General features: G+C 56.7%; 17 protein-coding genes. 6 read left to right on the top strand and 11 right to left on the bottom strand.

Translation table 11 applies throughout. The annotated features are described in order from the left end of the window. The 4 genes from APH36_RS23225 to APH36_RS23210 are packed head-to-tail and all read right to left on the bottom strand — an operon-like array spanning position 1 to position 2,426. Positions 1-846 carry a type-F conjugative transfer system secretin TraK gene (locus APH36_RS23225; RefSeq protein ID WP_054925610.1) on the bottom strand — a complete coding sequence of 282 codons (846 nt, stop codon included), beginning with the start codon at positions 844-846 and terminating at the stop codon, positions 1-3. After that, a complete protein-coding gene (locus APH36_RS23220) occupies positions 843-1,475 on the bottom strand; it encodes a TraE/TraK family type IV conjugative transfer system protein (protein WP_023383786.1) in 633 nt (210 codons plus the stop codon). The genes APH36_RS23225 and APH36_RS23220 overlap by 4 nt, the downstream gene beginning before the upstream one ends. A gap of 58 nt (positions 1,476-1,533) precedes the next feature. Then, complete coding sequence (gene traL / locus APH36_RS23215; RefSeq protein ID WP_054893910.1) at positions 1,534-1,818, bottom strand: type IV conjugative transfer system protein TraL; 285 nt, start codon at positions 1,816-1,818, stop codon at positions 1,534-1,536. Next, on the bottom strand, positions 1,815-2,426 hold the full coding sequence (locus APH36_RS23210; protein WP_054893911.1) for an OmpA family protein: 612 nt from the start codon (positions 2,424-2,426) through the stop codon (positions 1,815-1,817). The genes traL and APH36_RS23210 overlap by 4 nt, the downstream gene beginning before the upstream one ends. Before the next feature lie 222 nt (positions 2,427-2,648). Here APH36_RS23210 and APH36_RS23205 point away from each other — a divergent pair, with 222 nt between their 5' ends. From APH36_RS23205 to APH36_RS23190, 4 genes are all read left to right on the top strand, one after another. Further along, positions 2,649-3,521 carry a hypothetical protein gene (locus tag APH36_RS23205; protein WP_054893912.1) on the top strand — a complete coding sequence of 291 codons (873 nt, stop codon included), beginning with the start codon at positions 2,649-2,651 and terminating at the stop codon, positions 3,519-3,521. A 64-nt stretch (positions 3,522-3,585) separates the two neighbouring features. Next, the gene (locus APH36_RS23200) at positions 3,586-5,346 is read left to right on the top strand and encodes a type IV secretory system conjugative DNA transfer family protein (protein ID WP_054893913.1); all 1,761 of its coding nucleotides are present in this window, start codon (positions 3,586-3,588) and stop codon (positions 5,344-5,346) included. After that, the gene (locus tag APH36_RS23195) at positions 5,339-6,613 is read left to right on the top strand and encodes a hypothetical protein (RefSeq protein WP_054893914.1); all 1,275 of its coding nucleotides are present in this window, start codon (positions 5,339-5,341) and stop codon (positions 6,611-6,613) included. The genes APH36_RS23200 and APH36_RS23195 overlap by 8 nt, the downstream gene beginning before the upstream one ends. 11 nt (positions 6,614-6,624) lie before the next feature. Continuing rightward, entirely contained in the window at positions 6,625-7,530 is a 906-nt protein-coding gene (locus APH36_RS23190) for a hypothetical protein (RefSeq protein WP_023383780.1), read from the top strand. 46 nt (positions 7,531-7,576) lie between these two features. Here APH36_RS23190 and APH36_RS23185 read toward each other — a convergent pair whose 3' ends face one another. The 3 genes from APH36_RS23185 to ligA form a co-directional block, all read right to left on the bottom strand. After that, the gene (locus APH36_RS23185) at positions 7,577-8,116 is read right to left on the bottom strand and encodes a DUF882 domain-containing protein (RefSeq protein ID WP_023383779.1); all 540 of its coding nucleotides are present in this window, start codon (positions 8,114-8,116) and stop codon (positions 7,577-7,579) included. A 142-nt stretch (positions 8,117-8,258) separates the two neighbouring features. Then, positions 8,259-9,326, bottom strand: coding sequence for a toprim domain-containing protein (locus APH36_RS23180; protein ID WP_023383778.1), 1,068 nt, complete (start codon positions 9,324-9,326; stop codon positions 8,259-8,261). 60 nt (positions 9,327-9,386) lie between these two features. After that, positions 9,387-11,393 (bottom strand): NAD-dependent DNA ligase LigA, encoded by a 2,007-nt coding sequence (gene ligA, locus APH36_RS23175; RefSeq protein WP_023383777.1) that lies wholly within the window; start codon positions 11,391-11,393, stop codon positions 9,387-9,389. A gap of 122 nt (positions 11,394-11,515) precedes the next feature. Between ligA and APH36_RS23170 the strand changes: the two genes are divergently transcribed. Together APH36_RS23170 and APH36_RS23165 are read left to right on the top strand one after the other, a co-directional pair. Next, positions 11,516-12,412: a recombination-associated protein RdgC gene (locus APH36_RS23170; protein ID WP_023383776.1), complete on the top strand. Its 897-nt coding sequence runs from the start codon at positions 11,516-11,518 to the stop codon at positions 12,410-12,412. Positions 12,413-12,492: 80 nt separating this feature from the next. After that, on the top strand, positions 12,493-12,873 hold the full coding sequence (locus APH36_RS23165; protein ID WP_023383775.1) for a hypothetical protein: 381 nt from the start codon (positions 12,493-12,495) through the stop codon (positions 12,871-12,873). Between the two features lie 41 nt (positions 12,874-12,914). On the opposite strand, the gene APH36_RS23160 is transcribed toward APH36_RS23165, so the two are convergent. The 4 genes from APH36_RS23160 to traW are packed head-to-tail and all read right to left on the bottom strand — an operon-like array spanning position 12,915 to position 15,764. Next, complete coding sequence (locus tag APH36_RS23160; protein WP_023383774.1) at positions 12,915-13,310, bottom strand: hypothetical protein; 396 nt, start codon at positions 13,308-13,310, stop codon at positions 12,915-12,917. A 42-nt stretch (positions 13,311-13,352) separates the two neighbouring features. After that, positions 13,353-14,084 carry a type-F conjugative transfer system pilin assembly protein TrbC gene (gene trbC, locus APH36_RS23155; protein WP_224459419.1) on the bottom strand — a complete coding sequence of 244 codons (732 nt, stop codon included), beginning with the start codon at positions 14,082-14,084 and terminating at the stop codon, positions 13,353-13,355. Continuing rightward, positions 14,032-15,069 (bottom strand): TraU family protein, encoded by a 1,038-nt coding sequence (locus APH36_RS23150; protein WP_023383772.1) that lies wholly within the window; start codon positions 15,067-15,069, stop codon positions 14,032-14,034. Before APH36_RS23150 ends, trbC begins: the two co-directional genes overlap by 53 nt. Then, positions 15,066-15,764: a type-F conjugative transfer system protein TraW gene (traW, locus tag APH36_RS23145; protein ID WP_023383771.1), complete on the bottom strand. Its 699-nt coding sequence runs from the start codon at positions 15,762-15,764 to the stop codon at positions 15,066-15,068. The genes APH36_RS23150 and traW overlap by 4 nt, the downstream gene beginning before the upstream one ends. Positions 15,765-15,798 lie beyond the last annotated feature (34 nt).

Raw genomic sequence — 15,798 nt, 5'->3', positions numbered from 1 at the left:
TTAATTCCCCGTAGCCGACTTATCAGAGACGATGAACACATCAGTGGTCATGCCGGCACGTAGGGTGGCTGTCGGGAAGAAAGACACAGCGCGGACACCATCGCTGTAGAACGTACCTTCATCAAGATCGACGTCGGTTTTGGACGTTCCTTGCAGGCTGTAACGATAAATATCGTACTCTGGGCCGGAGTAACGAACTTTTGGATAGGCAATTACGTTGCCAATGTTCGCGGCCGACGCAGGCAACAGACCTTCACTGAAGCCTTCAGGGGTTTTGCCGAGAGCTGCTTCTCGCAACACGTAACGAATAGTATCGGTGTAGTTGTTGCTGTCGGGCGCATGGTTCTCGGACGCATGACCGCCAGTTTCCACCATCGGCTTGTCCAGTTGCAGCGTAATGGTCTGCTGTGGGAGCTCCTTCGGAATCAGGGTCAAAGAAATGACCGGGTCGTTTGGATTAGAACCAGTCACGTACAGTGCGACTGGCTTATCCTTCGTCTTCATCGTCGCATAAAGCGATTGACCGATCGTACTGATATCCAAATCATCAGGTTGCTGGTCGACTGCTTTAGGCGAAGCGAACGGAGTGGAAATCCGGTTCGGCAAGATGTTCGAAACGTAAATAACTTCGTTACGGTCCGAGCTCACGCGAACTACCTGGGTGCGCGAATCAGATTCGGCGCCAGGCATAACGCCCAAGCCAGGCAGAGGCTGCGCTTCGACAGGTTTGACTCGTTTTGCTGCCGTAGGAACAGGCGGCAATTTTACTTCCGCCATCCCATCAGCCCATGAGATGGATGCATGGATGGTGGCCAGCACGATTAGAGCAATGGCTGAGCGTTTCACTGAAGCGCCTCCTTGGTTGGTTCTGCTGGCTTAGGCGGGTGAGACTGAAGCCACTTGAGTGTTTTTGGGGTGCTGCCTGGGTAGTGGTCCATACCCGTGATCCAAGGGCGGCCCGCACGCATCTCGATGACGTACTCGACCACTTGGTAGTCCGGTTTGGGCTTGCCGGTTGCGCTGCGAGACTCCATCGAACCGAGAATGAAAACCTTCTTCGTCTCCTTCTCGTAGCTGATGTCAGTGGCGTTCCAGGACACAGAACCAGCATTCGTTGCGAACACGGGGTCGTTGGCCAACACGAACATCTTCTTGCGCACGTCTGCGTAGATCTTCGGATCAACGAAGGCGCTAACAGAGTCGGCAATGAAATTCACGTTCTTGGGCGTGACATTGCCCATCAAAGTCGAGGCATAAAGGCCAAAGGACTTGATGTACTCGTCGTCCGCGTTGTTCCAGCCAACCTTCACGGCCTTGTCCAGGTTCGGCGGCACCAAACGTGTGGTTTCGTGCTGCCCCATTTGGTTGAAAGTGAGCAGCAGGACCGATACCGAAAGGCACGCGATCGACAAGGTCTGGAAGTTTCTGAGACTTTTCAGCCCTTCCATCGTGTTCTGCATTTTCTTGATCTTCATTGCGGCCTCAAAGCGCTATCGAATACATAACGCGTACAAATAAAGTCGTTCGAAAGCTTTAGTAGAAGTAGTCGCGCTTCGAAGAGTCGTCGTAGTGTTTATTCAGCCCCATGACGCCTGCCTCGTAGCAGAGGTGATGCAGAATGCCGTCCAGTGCACCGCTCTTGAAACGCTTAAACCGCTTTACTGCGTACCAGCCGCCGGCGAGGGAAGCGATGGTTGCCCAGCCCCCCAGTGCGATACCTGCGCCCAGGCAGCCAATGAAGATCGCAGCCTCATCGATTTCCCAAAAAAGTAATTGCGTCTGACTGTCAACGTAGCGCGGGATATCGATCTCCTTCACAGAGGTTTCCCCGCAGCTTTAACGATGTCGACCTCGACCCGACGGTTCATCGAGCTATCGGAGCTAGATACAGGGTCACGCTTGCCCCGGCCGTAAACCTTGATGTTTTTCTTCTTAACACCGTGCCGAACCAGGTAACGCGCAGCTTCGATGGCGCGGTTCTCGGACAGGCGCTGGTTGTAAATCGCCTCGCCCACTTCGTCCGCATAACCGATCAGGGTGATGGTGCTGCCGACGCGAAGTGCGTCAGCGATGACGTTGGTCAGCGGCCACCAGCCCGTAGGCATGCTCTTGTCGAAGTCAAAGTAGAGCGTGGTCCGCGTGTGACGGGCCTCCTCGGCGATCTTTGCATCTTCTGCATCGAGCAGAGCCTCTTCTGCCGGCATCAGGGCCCGAGGCCTGGCTGGCTCAGTCACCGTCCAGACCGGAGATTCGGCTTTCTTCTGGGTGTCGCGAATGGATTCAACAAGCGCGTGCCCTGCATGCGCGGGCTCAATCGCAACGCCGTAGCTGTCTGGAACCACTACCTGTCGCACATCAACGGCACCCGCGGTGCTTGCTGAGAGCGCAAGCGACGCAAGCAGAATGGCTCTGTTCAAGGTGATCATAGGATACTCGTTGGTTTGGAATGCTAAATAACACGTAGCGATAATACAGATAGTTGGCTTTTTGTTGCAACCGTCCTCTTGTGGCGCCTAAAATATAGCGACGTGTTACGTATTGCAAACGCTTTTGGCGATTTCGCGGTCTAGCCCCACCACCTTATCAGCAGCTGTGCTTCATACCCCTGCATTAGGTATTCCCTCTTTGCAGAGTCGTAGGAGTCAAAAATGCAAACCAGAACAGACGCAGCAACCCACCAAAGCTCGGCCAACGGCGAATCGCTGTGGGCCAGCCAGGGCCAGGCCGCGGCTTCTATTGGCCTGCAGGTGTGGAACAAGGTTGAGAAGACCAATCCTGATGAGACCAAGTCCTTCAACAAGGGTGGTTTCCAGGGGACCGCGATCGCGCCCATCTATCAGATCAAGCGTGCTACTGAGGTTTTCGGACCTTTTGGCCTTGGCTGGGGTGTCGAGCTGATCAGTGAAGCGTACGTGGACGGGAAACCGTTCGTTGTGGATGGCCAGGTCGTTGGTAAAGAAGTCATTCACAAGGTGTACGTTGAGCTGTGGTACCTGCAACAGGGATTCCGCGGTTCAGTGAAGCAGTTCGGCGCTACCACCTACATCACGCGAGATTCCTACGGAATCATCAGTAGTGATGAGGATCACGCCAAGAAAAGTCTCACAGACGCAACTTCAAAATGCCTTTCGTTGCTTGGCTTCAGTGCCGATGTCTTCACTGGCAAATTCGATGACACCAAATATGTCGAGGGTCTCCGCGAGGAAGCCCAGCATGGTCAGGTAAACGAATCAGTTGGAGGCACAACAGGTGCAGCTGAGACTGTTCAATCAGATACCCAACAGCAGACATCGACGCAACCGCCAGAGAAATCTCGGTACCAGAAGTACAAGGATCAGCTGGATCAAATTGCTCAAACCGGGCAGACCGTAAAGGACGTGCCAGGCGTTCGGACCACCATCGAGCAGGACAAGCTCCTGTCGCAGATGGAAATCCAAACGCTTTTGCAATCGCCGCTGCTGCGCTTACCCGCAGCAGAGAAAGACAATGCGCAGGCTTCCGAGTCGAGCGTTTTCCTCTAACCCCCACAACCCGGGCGCCTCATGGTGCTCGGGTTTTTTTGTGCGTAGCTTAAGGCTCACCTCCATGAGTATGGATCAGATACTTCGCTCGAAAATCGGTGGCTTCAAAGACACCCTGGCACTGAGTTCGATCGGTGCTGGTGGACTTCTGACATCGCCTTTTTTCAGCTCTGTGCCGGCCACCCTCCCCCTCGCCATGGGGGCTGCGGGTGCGGCGTACGTGGGCAACCGTGTCTTTGATTTCTGGAAGAACCAGCTCCTCCTTGAGTCGAAGATCAATATCCGCTCGGCTACCGATCTGGCGCACGGAGATGGCTTGCTGCTTGGCTTCACTACCGACACGGGACAGCCTGTACGTGTCCCTGATGAAGACTTCATGCGGCATGGATTTATCCTGGGCCAGTCCGGTGTAGGTAAAACCGTATTGGGCAAACTGATGATGTTCCAGCAGATCCAGCGTGGCGGCGGCCTGACGTTCATCGACGGTAAGATGAATGCGGACGACATTCAAACGATCTACCAGTACTGCGTCTGGGCGGGCCGCGAGCAGGATCTGTTGATTCTGAACCCGGGTAACCCATCACTCAGCAATACATACAACCCCATCCTCAGGGGTGACCCTGATGAGATCGCCGCCCGCATCCTGTCCATCATTCCCTCTACCGAGAATAACCCTGGCGCTGACCACTACAAACAGTCGGCGAACCAAGGCATCACCACCCTCGTAGCGGCAATGCAAGCTGCTGGCCTCGCTTACAACTTCATCGACTTCACGATCCTGTTGATGAACCACAAAGCGATCGAGGAACTGGAAACCCTGCTCAAGAAGACCCAGCCTCACAACCCGGCGACCAAGAACTTCTCCCTGTTCCTTGAGCAATACAAGATCGGCGGAAAGCCGGGCATGGAGAACGTGGTTGACATCAAGCGGATGAAGGAAACGTTCGGCGGTCTTGCCGGCCGGATGTACTTGTTCGGTACGGGGAAATTCGGTGACGTGATGAACACCTACGCCCCCGAGATCGACCTGTTCGAAGCAATCCGGGCGAAGAAGATCATCTACGTCGCTCTCCCGACGATGGGTAAAAACGAAGCCGCCTCCAACTTCGGCAAGATGTTCCTGGGCGACCTGCGTACGGCTATCTCGTGGATCCAGGCGCTGCCTGAAGAGGACCGGCCTAACCCCCCGCATTTCAATTTCATGGATGAGCTGGGCAGTTACGCCGTTCAGTCGCTAGCACGCCCCTTTGAACAGGGGCGCAGCGCGCAGATGGCACTGTTCCCCGCAGCCCAGACCTTGGCCAACCTGGATGTGGTTTCTCCTGACTTCAAAGAGATGGTCATCGGTAACACCTGGACCAAGATCTTTTTCAAGATCGGTACCCAGGCCACGGCCGTTGAGTGTGCAGACCTCATCGGCATGAAAATCGGTATCACGAAGTCATTGAGCGGTACGCAGAACGAAAGCAGTAGCACCCCCCTTCTCAATGTGGCGCCAGAGGGTGGCACCGGTGCTGCCGCCGGCATATCGGTCGGTGAGCGAGAGCAGGAGGAGTACAAGGTCTCGCCGGATGACCTCAAAGCGCTCGGTAAGGGGGAATGCATCATCCAGTACGGCGGAGACCAGATCTTCAACGTCCGGGTGCCGATGATCAGCATCGACAGAAAGCTGCAGAAAGAAATCGGCCCTATTCGAATCAACCACTTCCGCAGGCCGTCCGTTAAGGGTGCGGACTTCTTCAAGAATAGTGACAAGTACCTGGGTGGCAGCGGGCTGCCCACTGGTGGGCGGAAGAAACAACAGGAGCAGCTGAGAGATGAGTAACGTAGAACCTAAGGGCGCTCATGTTGTGCCCGGGCATACCCTTGTGCTCGATGAGAGCACTGAGGGCCAGGGGCAACTGATCAGGGAGGTGATTCAGCGACGCATTGCAGCCGGCGCTGCGGTCTTCGTGGTCGGCTCATCGGTCGATGAATCACTTTTGGGAGCGATGATCGGCGCCAGCACTGCAGTTGGCCGGGGAGCTGATCTGCTCATCGTGAATCCTGGTAGTCCCGCCTTGAGCCATACCTACAACCCGGTGCTGCACACAGCTCCTACCAAGGTCGCGAGCCATGTCTTGAATTTCCTCGCGGATCAGGATGCGACGGCAGGTCACGATTCAACCCCAACCGCAGCTCTTGTTCGGGCGATTGTGTCCTCGCTGCAGCTCGCTGGCCTGCCCTACTCGTACCTTGATCTGGGTATGTTCGTGATGAAGCCTGACGCTATTTCAGCGCTGATCGAACACATGGCCACTGCATACCCTCGTTCAGTGCAGCTGGGAGCCCTGCAGCAGGCCTGCAAGGCCTTTCAGGATGATGTTGGCGACATCTGTGCGGTAAAGCTGAAAGGACGCTTCTCGGGCCTCGCTGGGAGCATGTGCATGCTCGGCGCCGGTAGAGCGGGTGAAGTGTTCAACAGCTACCAGCCTGACGTCGTGCTGCACGAGGCGCTGGTAACACGAAAGATCGTGTATCTCGCAATTCCCTACATCGGCCGAGGCCAGGCGGCGTCCAATCTCCGCCGCATCGTGATCTCGAATCTGGCGGATGCTGTTCTGCGGTCGATCGGTGAGCCTGGTGCACCCACTGCGCTGGCTGTGTTCACCGATCCAGGTGGTTGCAATGACCCGAGCATCGAGCAGCTGCTCTCGCCACAGACTGAGCAGGTGATGAGCGTATGGGTTGCAGCTGGTTCGCTCGACGATCTTGGGCGTGAGTCTCTGGATCTGCGCGAGGCCTGCCTGAGTCGAGCTCGCAACCTGGTTCTGTTCAAACCTCAATCCGAGTCGGCAGCGCAGGTCTATTCGCAGCTGTTGCCTACGGAGCCTGAGCAAGCCCAGGGCACAGGGGATGTGATGCAAAAACTCTTGTCGATGGGCACCACCGACTACGCGATTGTTTCCGGCGAGCACCAGGTGACCTGGGCGAGTGTGGCCACCCCGGGTGAAGTGAGGTTCGCCACAGCGGCCGACATCAGATGGCCGGCCAGGCGCCAGCATGCCCGAATGGCTGGCGCAGATCAATTCACGCAAACAGTTCCGGTTTAAGGGTGGTGCCAATGAACGAATTCACTGATATGCCCCTGGGCAACGAGGAAGAAAATGATGTCTTCGGATCTGAGCTTCTATCTGACGATTCTGGCGGTCTTTCTGATCCTGGCGATGTTCGTAACTGGCTTGAGAGCTTTGATAGCGCCAATCTTTTCGAAGGTCTTGACGCCTTCGATCTTGATAACGCTGCAGACGATGCTCAAGTGGATTTTCTGGGGACTGACGAAACTGTGGTCGAGTCATATCCTTTTGCTGAAGAACTTGGGCTCGCCGCACTCAATAATCTATCGAACCTTGGAGCGCAAAGACGAAAACTGAAGAAGGATGAGCTGCGCCGGCTTGATGAAGAGGATTTCGAGGACGGCGTAACGCGTCTCGCGTTTCGCATCATTAAGGCCAACGTCGAGGCTTTGTTCGCGAAGAAACTGCCGACCGATGTGTATGTGACAGCTGCCCAATGGGTGTTCGGGCCTACCCTTGGCGACTGGGCATTTGATAAGTGCTGTGAGGTGCTTGGAGCTCGCAAGGACGTCATTCGTCTGCGGATCCACTACGAGTTCTGGCGTCGCTGGTACGTGTTCCCGGTCGAGTTTCCTTTCATGATCGACCCCGTGCCAGAAGCTGTTGCGGATGAGATCTTCATCCTGGCCGGTGATGAAGGGTACGATCTTGCTCGGGTAGCGTGGGGGCAGCCTGGCATTCGATCGGCTGACCTGCTGGCACTCGCATCCGGCGGCAATGTCACAGAGGCCTATCGTTCGGCTTTGGAGCGGCTGTGTGATCGATACATGCTGAGTCAGCAAAATGATTGCTGGTACCTCACCGGCCGTAACCCAGCACTGAGGGCCGTGGACCTGGCCTTGCTCCCTCACAAGCCCCTCGTCAACCAGATCTCCTGGTCCAGCATGTTCTAAGCATGATCGGGGGCAGCCAGGCTCTTCATCGAGCGAGAGCCTGGTACTATCCCCGCCAGACCCTCAAATTTCCATCGTCTACGTGAATGAAGTTCCGGCCTGGGTAAACGCCCACGCCGCCGCCCTCAAGATATAGGGCTAGTCGTCGAAGGTAGTCTACCGGTACGCCTGGCACTGTGAGGTCGCAAGCGCCACCTCTTAGGTGCGCAGAGTGCTTTTTGCCACCCACCTTCTTGTTGGTCGACTCTTCGCGATACCCTGAAAGCACGATGATGGGCTTCGTTATCCCGTGAATTTTGAACCAACCTTGAATTCCTGCGACGATGTCCAGGAGCACAGGGCTCATCTGCACAGCCTTGCCCGTGTGAACATCGCGCATCAGTCGGCACACGGGGTCATAGCCGGACCAATCGAGTCGACCGTTCTGGTAATAGACCTTGTCGACCTCCTCCCACTGCCCGGGTTTGATCTCACGCTTCAGCCAGAGACGTCTGGGTTGATCCCAGAAGGTGCTGGCGCTTGAGAGCAGCGGAGTTGAGGAAGCGGCCAAGCCGAGGGCATATTGCAGGAATGTTCGACGGTCCAAAAGGGGGGCTCCACTTCTCTGAGCGGTGATTTTATCACCCGTATTGATGTATGTGTACGCGTTATGAATCTACCGACACACTCCCCGGGGTCGCATTGTAACAAGCCAAAAAAACCCGGCTGCGAGAGCCGGGTTTGGTGGGTTAGTTTAGGAGGCCACGCATGTGCTTGAGCTGCTCGTTTAAGTCGCCGACCCGGTTGGGTGGATTGAAGGTGCCAAGGTTGGCTTCAAGAGCCACTAGCACTGGCTTGAGGTTCTCTGCAGCCTTGAAGCCCGGCTTATCAGGATCGAGCGCCTGAAGCACGTTCTTCTTGGCCATCATGTTGAACCATTCAGGCTCCCAATTCTCGCAACCAGGAAGCGCGAAGATCGTCCTTTTCGACCCCATTTCGACGGCTGATAACATGTCGATCGGACCTTCGACGATCATGAACTCACTTTCAGAGCCTTCCCAGATCCAAGGAGATTTTCCGCCGTACCGCATGGCCTTCTTCTCCCCTTCTTTGGGTTCACGCATGAGCCTAAACTCAGCAGCACAGTGCGATTGCGACCGAAACCACAGTGGCCGAAATGCACAGGCTGGCGCCTTTTTTTCGGGGTTCCACAGGCCCGCTTTCACCATCAGTTCCTGCCCTGCGACTTCAGTCAAGAACCCCTTGGCTTCCATCGGGTTGTTCGGGATTGTGATGAGGATGCCTCGGTTGCAAGCTTCCCGGGCTACATCCTCAGATATACCCCGGCCAGCAAAGTACTTCAGGGCATCTTTCGAGGGATAACTGCAAGCTTCGGCGACGCGTTGCAATACCAGCGCAAGAGCACTGTCATCGCGTTGGATCGCGTCCATGGGCTTGGGCGGAACATAGTGCTTCAGCAGCTCAACATCGGCGCCCATCAGGTCAAGACCTGCCTCCCGATGAGATTTCCCCCAGTAAAATGCCGCCGCAGCGACCACGTCACCTTGCTCACCGCACGAGTAGCAGAGCCACCCGCCGTTTTTCACGCTGATCTTCACCGAGTGAACGGAAGAAGCTCCGCATTCAGGGTTTGGACAGATGTTGTACCGAATTGCACCTGCTGATGGTCTCGCTTTCGCACCGAGCATGTGCTCGAAGAACCAGTCGAGCGGGACGTTATCTCGCACATACTCAAAGTCGACTTCATAGGCGACTCCATTAGCATCGCGCTTGTATGGTCCATTAGTTACTGACATTTTCTGGTTCTCCAGATGAAATCTTAATGCTCTGTGATGCTTCACGCCGGCCTGTAATACTCAGCCCGCGGCGGCGGCCAATAGCCGGGCTTCATCCCACACATCGATGTCCAGGTCCTTGGCGGCTTCGAGTTTCGAGCCTGCTGCCTCGCCGGCAACGACGAAGCTGGTTTTGCTTGAAACCTTGCTTGAGACCTTCCCCCCGGCTCCTTCGACCAGAGCTTTGGCAGCCTCTCTGCTGAGGGTTGGAAAAGTGCCGGTGAGGACGACAACCTTCCCTTTCAGCGAGGCCCCGCCGATGGCAGCGAAGTCGTTGGGTGTGGTGATCGTGGCCAGCCGATCTGCCTCAGCACCGAGAGTAGAATCCTCGAAGAATCGGGTGATGTTGGTGGCGGTACCATCCCCAACATCCGCGATGGCCAGCAGTTGCGCGTAAGTCGCTGCGCGGAATGCTGACCAGGACCCGAACTGCGCCGCCAGAGCTTTGCTGGTGGCCTCGCCGACACCCTCGATCCCCAGCGAGAAAATGAATCGCGGAAGGTCCGGAGCTTTCGAGCCCTCAATGCCCGCGACCAGGTTCTTCGCTGAGACCGGCCCAAACCCGGGGAGCGGTGCGATGACCTTGTCGTTCAGACTGTACAAGTCGGAAGGCATGCTGATCAGGCCGGCGGCGATCAGAGTTGAGACCGACTTGTCGCCCAGGTTGTCGATGTTCATTCCCAGCCGAGACGCGAAGTGAGCGATCTTGCCCTGCTTCTGTGCCGGGCATTTAATGCCACCTGGGCAATGCAGCTCGACGGCGCCCTGCAGGCGAACGAGGGGGCTACCACATGACGGGCACTCTGTCGGCATCACATAGTGGGAGAGGGTCTTATCGCCGATCGAGGGCACTGTCCGAACGATCTCCGGTACCACATCGCCCGCTCGGCGAACGATGACGGTGCTACCGACCTTGATACCCTTGGCCTCGATCTGATCGGCGTTGTGGAGGTTGGCGCTGGATACCACTACGCCACCGACGCGCACAGGCTTGAGCTTTGCCACAGGGGTCGCAGGCCCCGTTCGGCCGATCTGCACCACAATGTCTTCGACGACGGAGACGGCCTCCTCTGCTGGGTACTTGGACGCAATGGCGAATCGGGGGGTGCGATTGTTCCAGCCAAGGCGTTCTTGGTCGGCGAGGGAGTTGACCTTGAATACGACGCCGTCGATGGCTACTGGGAGGTTGTGGCGATTCGCACCCACCGCATCGTAGAACCCTTTGATGCCATCCCAGCCGTGGACCACGGTCGTTTCCGGGGCAATGCTGAATCCGAGCTCCAGCAAGCCCTCAATGATCTTCCACTGTTTGGTTGCCTTGAACGCAGGGGTGCCGTCGAGCTCTTGGGCGCCATACGCGTAGAAAGACAGTCTCCTGGACGCAGTTACTTTGGGGTCCAGCTGGCGCATGCTGCCGGCGGCGGCGTTGCGGGGGTTGGCGAGGGTCTTCAAGCCCTGGCTCTTGAGGCGCTCATTCACGATCTTAAAATCGCTATTGAGTATGACAACCTCGCCACGAACCTCCAGATCAGTGGCCGCTGGTAGGGTCAGGGGCAAGTTCAGGATGGTTTTGGCCTGTGCCGTTACATCCTCACCGGTCGTTCCATCCCCGCGGGTGACTGCGCGAACCAGGACGCCAGCCAAGTATCGAGCCGAAAGCGCTAAGCCGTCGTACTTCAGTTCAGCGGTGAACTCGATGTCCGCCGGCTGTGACAGCTCATCCACCACAGAGCTTGCAAATGCCCGGGCCTCTTCCTCGTTCATGGCGTCTTTGAGCGACAGCATTGGGACATCGTGTTGTGCTTGGAGGAACTCTTCCAGAACCCGGCCACCGACCCGCTGCGTTGGTGAGTCAGCGGTAGCCAGATCTGGATACGCAGCTTCCAGTTGCTCCAGTTCACGAAACAGGAGGTTGAATTCTCCGTCCGGGATCGTCGGGGCATCGAGTCGGTGGTACGCATCCATGTGTCCAGCGACCTCTGCACGGAGTTGAAGAAGGCGTTGCTCAACCTGGGCGAATTCAGACATGGTTTTTCCACTGGCAGGATAGGTGTGTGCATGATTATAAATCTGCCAGTATTATGCGTACATGTTTCTTTTTCGTGCGCCAAATTGTGCTGGCGGTAAGCCGGCCAGGAGTGAGTTGCATCATGTTTTCGAACCTTCACCTCTACCGGATTACTGAGCCCTGGAGCTTGTCTACGGCCGAGCTTGCGAAACGTCTGGAAAAAAGGGCATTCACTCCCTGTACGGGTAGCGTCATCAAAACCCAGGGTTGGGTGGAGCCCCGGGTTGGCGGTGGCCTCGTGTTCGAGGTGCAGAAGCAGATCCTGCTAAATCTGTGCTTTGAAGAAAAGAAGGTACCCGAGCCTGTATTGCAGCGACACGTGGCGAAGAAGGCGGCCAAGATGCTCTCCGAGAAGGGCTACAAGCCGAGCCGGGACCAGCTCAAGGCGATGAAGGAAGAGGCGTTTATCGAGCTCTTGCCCAGGGCATTCGAGTCACAGAGCACTGAGAAGGTGTGGATCGATACTTCGGCGGGCCTGATCGGCATCGACTGTGGCTCACCGGCGAAAGCCGATGATGTCGTCACTCAAATACATGACGCCATCGATATCCCTGCATCACTGATTCGAACCTCGATGGACCCCTCCTCTGCGATGGCCACCTGGTTGATGAACAACGAATCCCCCGACGAATTCACGGTCGACCGTGAGGTCAACCTGCAGGGGCTGGACCTTGAAAAATCTAAGGTGGGCTACGCCTCGATCAGCCTGGAGCGCGAGGAGATCCGACAGCACCTCCTCGAAGGTCGGCGCCCCGTACGGTTGGCCATGACGTTCAATGAAGAGGTGTCCTTCGTGCTGACTGACAAGTCGACACTCAAGCGCATTGTTTTCCTCGAAAACGTGAACAAAGAGATTCCCGATGAGGAGGAAGAGGAGGCTGCATTCGGCGCGATGTTTCTGACTTACGCCGGCGTGCTGGCAAAGCTCGTACCCGCTCTCATGGAAGCGCTCGGCGGTGAGGAGGCCGCACAGGGATAATCCGATTTGTAGTCGCGTGATGTGCATTACCGGGTACTAGGCAAACGCAAGGCTTAGCCACTCAACCCGGGAGAATGACCATGAAACTGACTATCGACACCGATGTTTGCAAACGTAAGGCTCAAGCTCTGTCGCTTGAACTCGTACTGTTCATCACCGCGTGCTGCATGCGCTTGAAACTGCTCTGCGAGATTGCTGTGATGCTGGCAAAGGCCGGTTATTACAGGATGTTCTTCTCGCAGATCTACACCGCCAGCAACATCGATGTTGACGGTTTTCGTAACGTGTATGAGCTCGAAGGGTATCCAAGTGTCACGCCTGGCTTTGTGCGCTTGCAGTATCGCCAGACAGTAAACGGTCACGAGAAGGCCCGCTCCAGCATGCTGGTTACTGTGCAGGAATGGAATGCAGTGGCCCGTCGTGTGGCATTCGGTTCTGGGCGCTTGGCTCAAGCTGATTAACGTTTTACAGCACCCGGCCTCTCCTGAGGCCGGGTTTTTTATTACTCGCCGTACAGCGCGGCCCATGCCTCTTGGACTGCTTCGTCCGAGGCGTCGCTGAGCTCATCCAGGCTGACGTCCGCATACCCACTAGCATGCAACAGGGCGTCGGCATCTGATGGTGCAAGCCCTCGGCAGATTTTGTGAATTTCTTGGCAGCGGCCATAGTTCCATGCCTCATAAACCTGCGCGTTCCAGGTGATGCCCTTTTCGACGTGTGCGACCAGGTCGCGAGTCATGACATAGGCGCCTAGGTAGAAGATGCAGGAATTCAAAGCGCATGCTGATAGTTCGCCTGGGCTTTCTCCACGACGCTTCGCAATCTCCAAATCAGCCCAGGAGCTCAGGTTCAGTTGGAAGCCAGGCTCCCAAGCAATGGTGGTCAGTTCAGTTTGCATAGTTTCACCAGAAGCCCGGCGCGATGCCGGGCTCGATCGTGATCAGTGGACGGTGCCAGGGGCTTGTTGTTTGTAGATCTTCTGCAACCTGGCCTCGGCAAGCTTTGCGATCTCAGGCTGCGCACGGAGGCGGATGGTATCCAGGGCCAACATTGCGCTGATGTCGCCGGTGATCGACGTGAAGGTGGCATCTGGTGAGCAGCCATCGTCCAGAACGGACTCTGCTTCTGCAGACGCCACGACGAACGTTGGTACCGATTCCACTTTGAAGGCCTTGAACAGATTGGGATTGATCTCCCACGGCACACCGGCCTTGTTCACCTCCAGCGCAGCCTGTTTGGTCTGCATCTGGGAGCCATTCTTGAACCCTCTCACGACCATGACAGCACCGGTTTCGCGAGCTTGTTGCGCCAGCCGCTCAAGCCTGTCTTTGGGCATCGAGAACGACACGAAGATGATGAAGTCGTTCGCGCCGTGGCCACCCTTTGCACCTTGTTTTGCGGCGTTGAATCGCGCAATGACGTCGTCAAGCGACTCGGTCTTGGTGGGCGCTGGGGCGTCGATGACCGGTACCGTGGCCTTGAACGTGCCCGGCTTCACCGGATCAATCTTCCCGTTCAGAGCGGCACTTCGAGATGCCGCCTGCTCCTGCATGATCTTCTGGATAGCTTCGTTGGAAGGCATTTCCAGCTGCTGGGACACGGCAGGCACGGCGAAGAAACTAGTTGCTAAGAGTAGCGCCGCCGCAGCAGTCGCGTTTACGGAAAATGCCATAGCCAAAGTCCTTGTATCCTGGGAGAGGGAACTCAGTGTTCGATTCGGTCAGAATTGTCGACCGCCCGATTGGAGAGCAGCACTTGCCTGCGATTTTTGCGGTCTCAGGCTTGGGGTAGAGGCGAGTCAGCTTGTACTGCCGCTTGTCCATGATGATCTGCGGGTAGTAGCCGCACATTGCGTCACCTCCCATTGCCGCCCACTGGGTACCCGCGGCATGGAGTTTCGCGAGGATTCGCGTGGTTTGCAGCCGGGCGGTTTGCTCCATGCTCAGGTGCGCCTCGTTCCGACCGGTCAGCGGGTACATGTGACCGTAGGAGCCGGCGGCCCAGAAGATCGTGGACAGTGGGAAGCCTGTAGCAGCGGCAACGGCATCGGCGGACATGGCCCCGATCGCCAGCATGCTCCCGAAGGGGAACGCGTAGGGGGTCAGGATGCCGGCGAGTTCGTCATCGTTGTGGGTTGGGTCCGCGAAAGACATCCAGGGCACGTCGATACCGCGGTTGTCCATGCACGTGTCGTCCAGGATGGCGCCCATCACATACATGGCCGGGTTGATATAGAAGTTGACCTGCATGAACGAGTCGCGGGTGCTGCCGATGCCGCTGCTCTGATCGTCAGAGATGTAGCCGAATGCATCTGCGTTGACGCCTACGTTGACTTTCACCCCACCGAGCAAGGGGAAGCATCCAGGCACCGTGGTAACGTCGGTCATCATGTCGAACTCCCAGAACGAGGTGGGAATGCCGACCTTGGGCGGGTTATCGCACGTGCAGAATGCGCTTTTGTTCCCGCTGTCGAAGTCTTCCTGGCCATCGGAAATGAGCTCCGTTGAACCGAAAAGCTTGATCGGGAACATGCAGGACCAGCAGACGTCCGAAATCAGGTTCGGGAATTTACCGGTGCACACGCCTTCATCGGCAGAGCTGACCGTACTGAGCAGGGCCGTTGCCACAAAGCCCAGGGCCATAAGCAGTTTCTTCATAGCTTCAACTCCTCGATCTGGAGTTCCCTGCCCTTTTGGGTCAGGACCGCGGGAACGCGCTCGATCCCGAACTTCTTCGTGAGGATGCCCATCTGGTCGAAGTAGACCGGGCGACCCCACTCCCGGTTGAGCTTCAGGAACGAACCCGCGACCAATATCACTTTGTCCCGGGGATGCTCATCGGTGCGCTTCTTGGCGTACTGCAGCTGCTTCGGGTCGCGAGCGTCGATGAAGATGATCGCTTTGCTGAGGGTGATGTGGTCCAGCGGGTTGATGCGAGTGCCCGCCGGCACCAGGATGTTACCCAGATGATCTTTGACGGTCTCAGGGTACGTGTAGGTCGGGTCGTACATCCTGATCTGCGGCTCAACGACGGGCCCAATGCCGGGTACCGGCTTGGGGTTTTCTGCTCCGGCCAACTGCTTGTCGCGGTAGTCGTTCCAGAACTTGTCGAGTTCGCCTTTCTTGTCCATCGCTTTCAACCGACCTTGGATCATGTCGATTGCATCCTGCTCCTGGATCTCCCAGGTGTTTCCGTACTTGCCGAGCTCTTCGGCATGAACAGTGGATGACGCGAGGTAGAGGGCGGTAAGGAAAGCGGATGCGCATAAGCGGCGTAGCTTCATCACAACTCCAATGAGAATGCCCAGCCCGGGGCTCATGACGATCAGGTGATCAGAAACCAACGTGGCCATCGAGATGGCCACGTGGAGAAGACTGTTGGCGGGA

Source organism: Pseudomonas sp. NBRC 111133 (assembly GCF_001320605.1).
Classification (GTDB): Bacteria; Pseudomonadota; Gammaproteobacteria; order Pseudomonadales; family Pseudomonadaceae; genus Aquipseudomonas; species Aquipseudomonas monteilii.
Note: the sequence above shows the minus strand (reverse complement) of the source record. Positions and strands in the feature narration are given on the sequence as shown.

What these genes read in the sequence shown, in the direction of transcription:
- APH36_RS23220 (WP_023383786.1), bottom strand. Translation starts at nt 1,475, where the DNA reads ATGAAGATCAAGAAAATGCAGAACACGATGGAAGGGCTGAAAAGTCTC.
- APH36_RS23210 (WP_054893911.1), bottom strand. Translation starts at nt 2,426, where the DNA reads ATGATCACCTTGAACAGAGCCATTCTGCTTGCGTCGCTTGCGCTCTCA.
- APH36_RS23205 (WP_054893912.1), top strand. Translation starts at nt 2,649, where the DNA reads ATGCAAACCAGAACAGACGCAGCAACCCACCAAAGCTCGGCCAACGGC.
- APH36_RS23200 (WP_054893913.1), top strand. Translation starts at nt 3,586, where the DNA reads ATGAGTATGGATCAGATACTTCGCTCGAAAATCGGTGGCTTCAAAGAC.
- APH36_RS23195 (WP_054893914.1), top strand. Translation starts at nt 5,339, where the DNA reads ATGAGTAACGTAGAACCTAAGGGCGCTCATGTTGTGCCCGGGCATACC.
- APH36_RS23190 (WP_023383780.1), top strand. Translation starts at nt 6,625, where the DNA reads ATGAACGAATTCACTGATATGCCCCTGGGCAACGAGGAAGAAAATGAT.
- APH36_RS23180 (WP_023383778.1), bottom strand. Translation starts at nt 9,326, where the DNA reads ATGTCAGTAACTAATGGACCATACAAGCGCGATGCTAATGGAGTCGCC.
- ligA (WP_023383777.1), bottom strand. Translation starts at nt 11,393, where the DNA reads ATGTCTGAATTCGCCCAGGTTGAGCAACGCCTTCTTCAACTCCGTGCA.
- APH36_RS23170 (WP_023383776.1), top strand. Translation starts at nt 11,516, where the DNA reads ATGTTTTCGAACCTTCACCTCTACCGGATTACTGAGCCCTGGAGCTTG.
- APH36_RS23165 (WP_023383775.1), top strand. Translation starts at nt 12,493, where the DNA reads ATGAAACTGACTATCGACACCGATGTTTGCAAACGTAAGGCTCAAGCT.
- APH36_RS23160 (WP_023383774.1), bottom strand. Translation starts at nt 13,310, where the DNA reads ATGCAAACTGAACTGACCACCATTGCTTGGGAGCCTGGCTTCCAACTG.
- trbC (WP_224459419.1), bottom strand. Translation starts at nt 14,084, where the DNA reads ATGGCATTTTCCGTAAACGCGACTGCTGCGGCGGCGCTACTCTTAGCA.
- APH36_RS23150 (WP_023383772.1), bottom strand. Translation starts at nt 15,069, where the DNA reads ATGAAGAAACTGCTTATGGCCCTGGGCTTTGTGGCAACGGCCCTGCTC.
- traW (WP_023383771.1), bottom strand. Translation starts at nt 15,764, where the DNA reads ATGGCCACGTTGGTTTCTGATCACCTGATCGTCATGAGCCCCGGGCTG.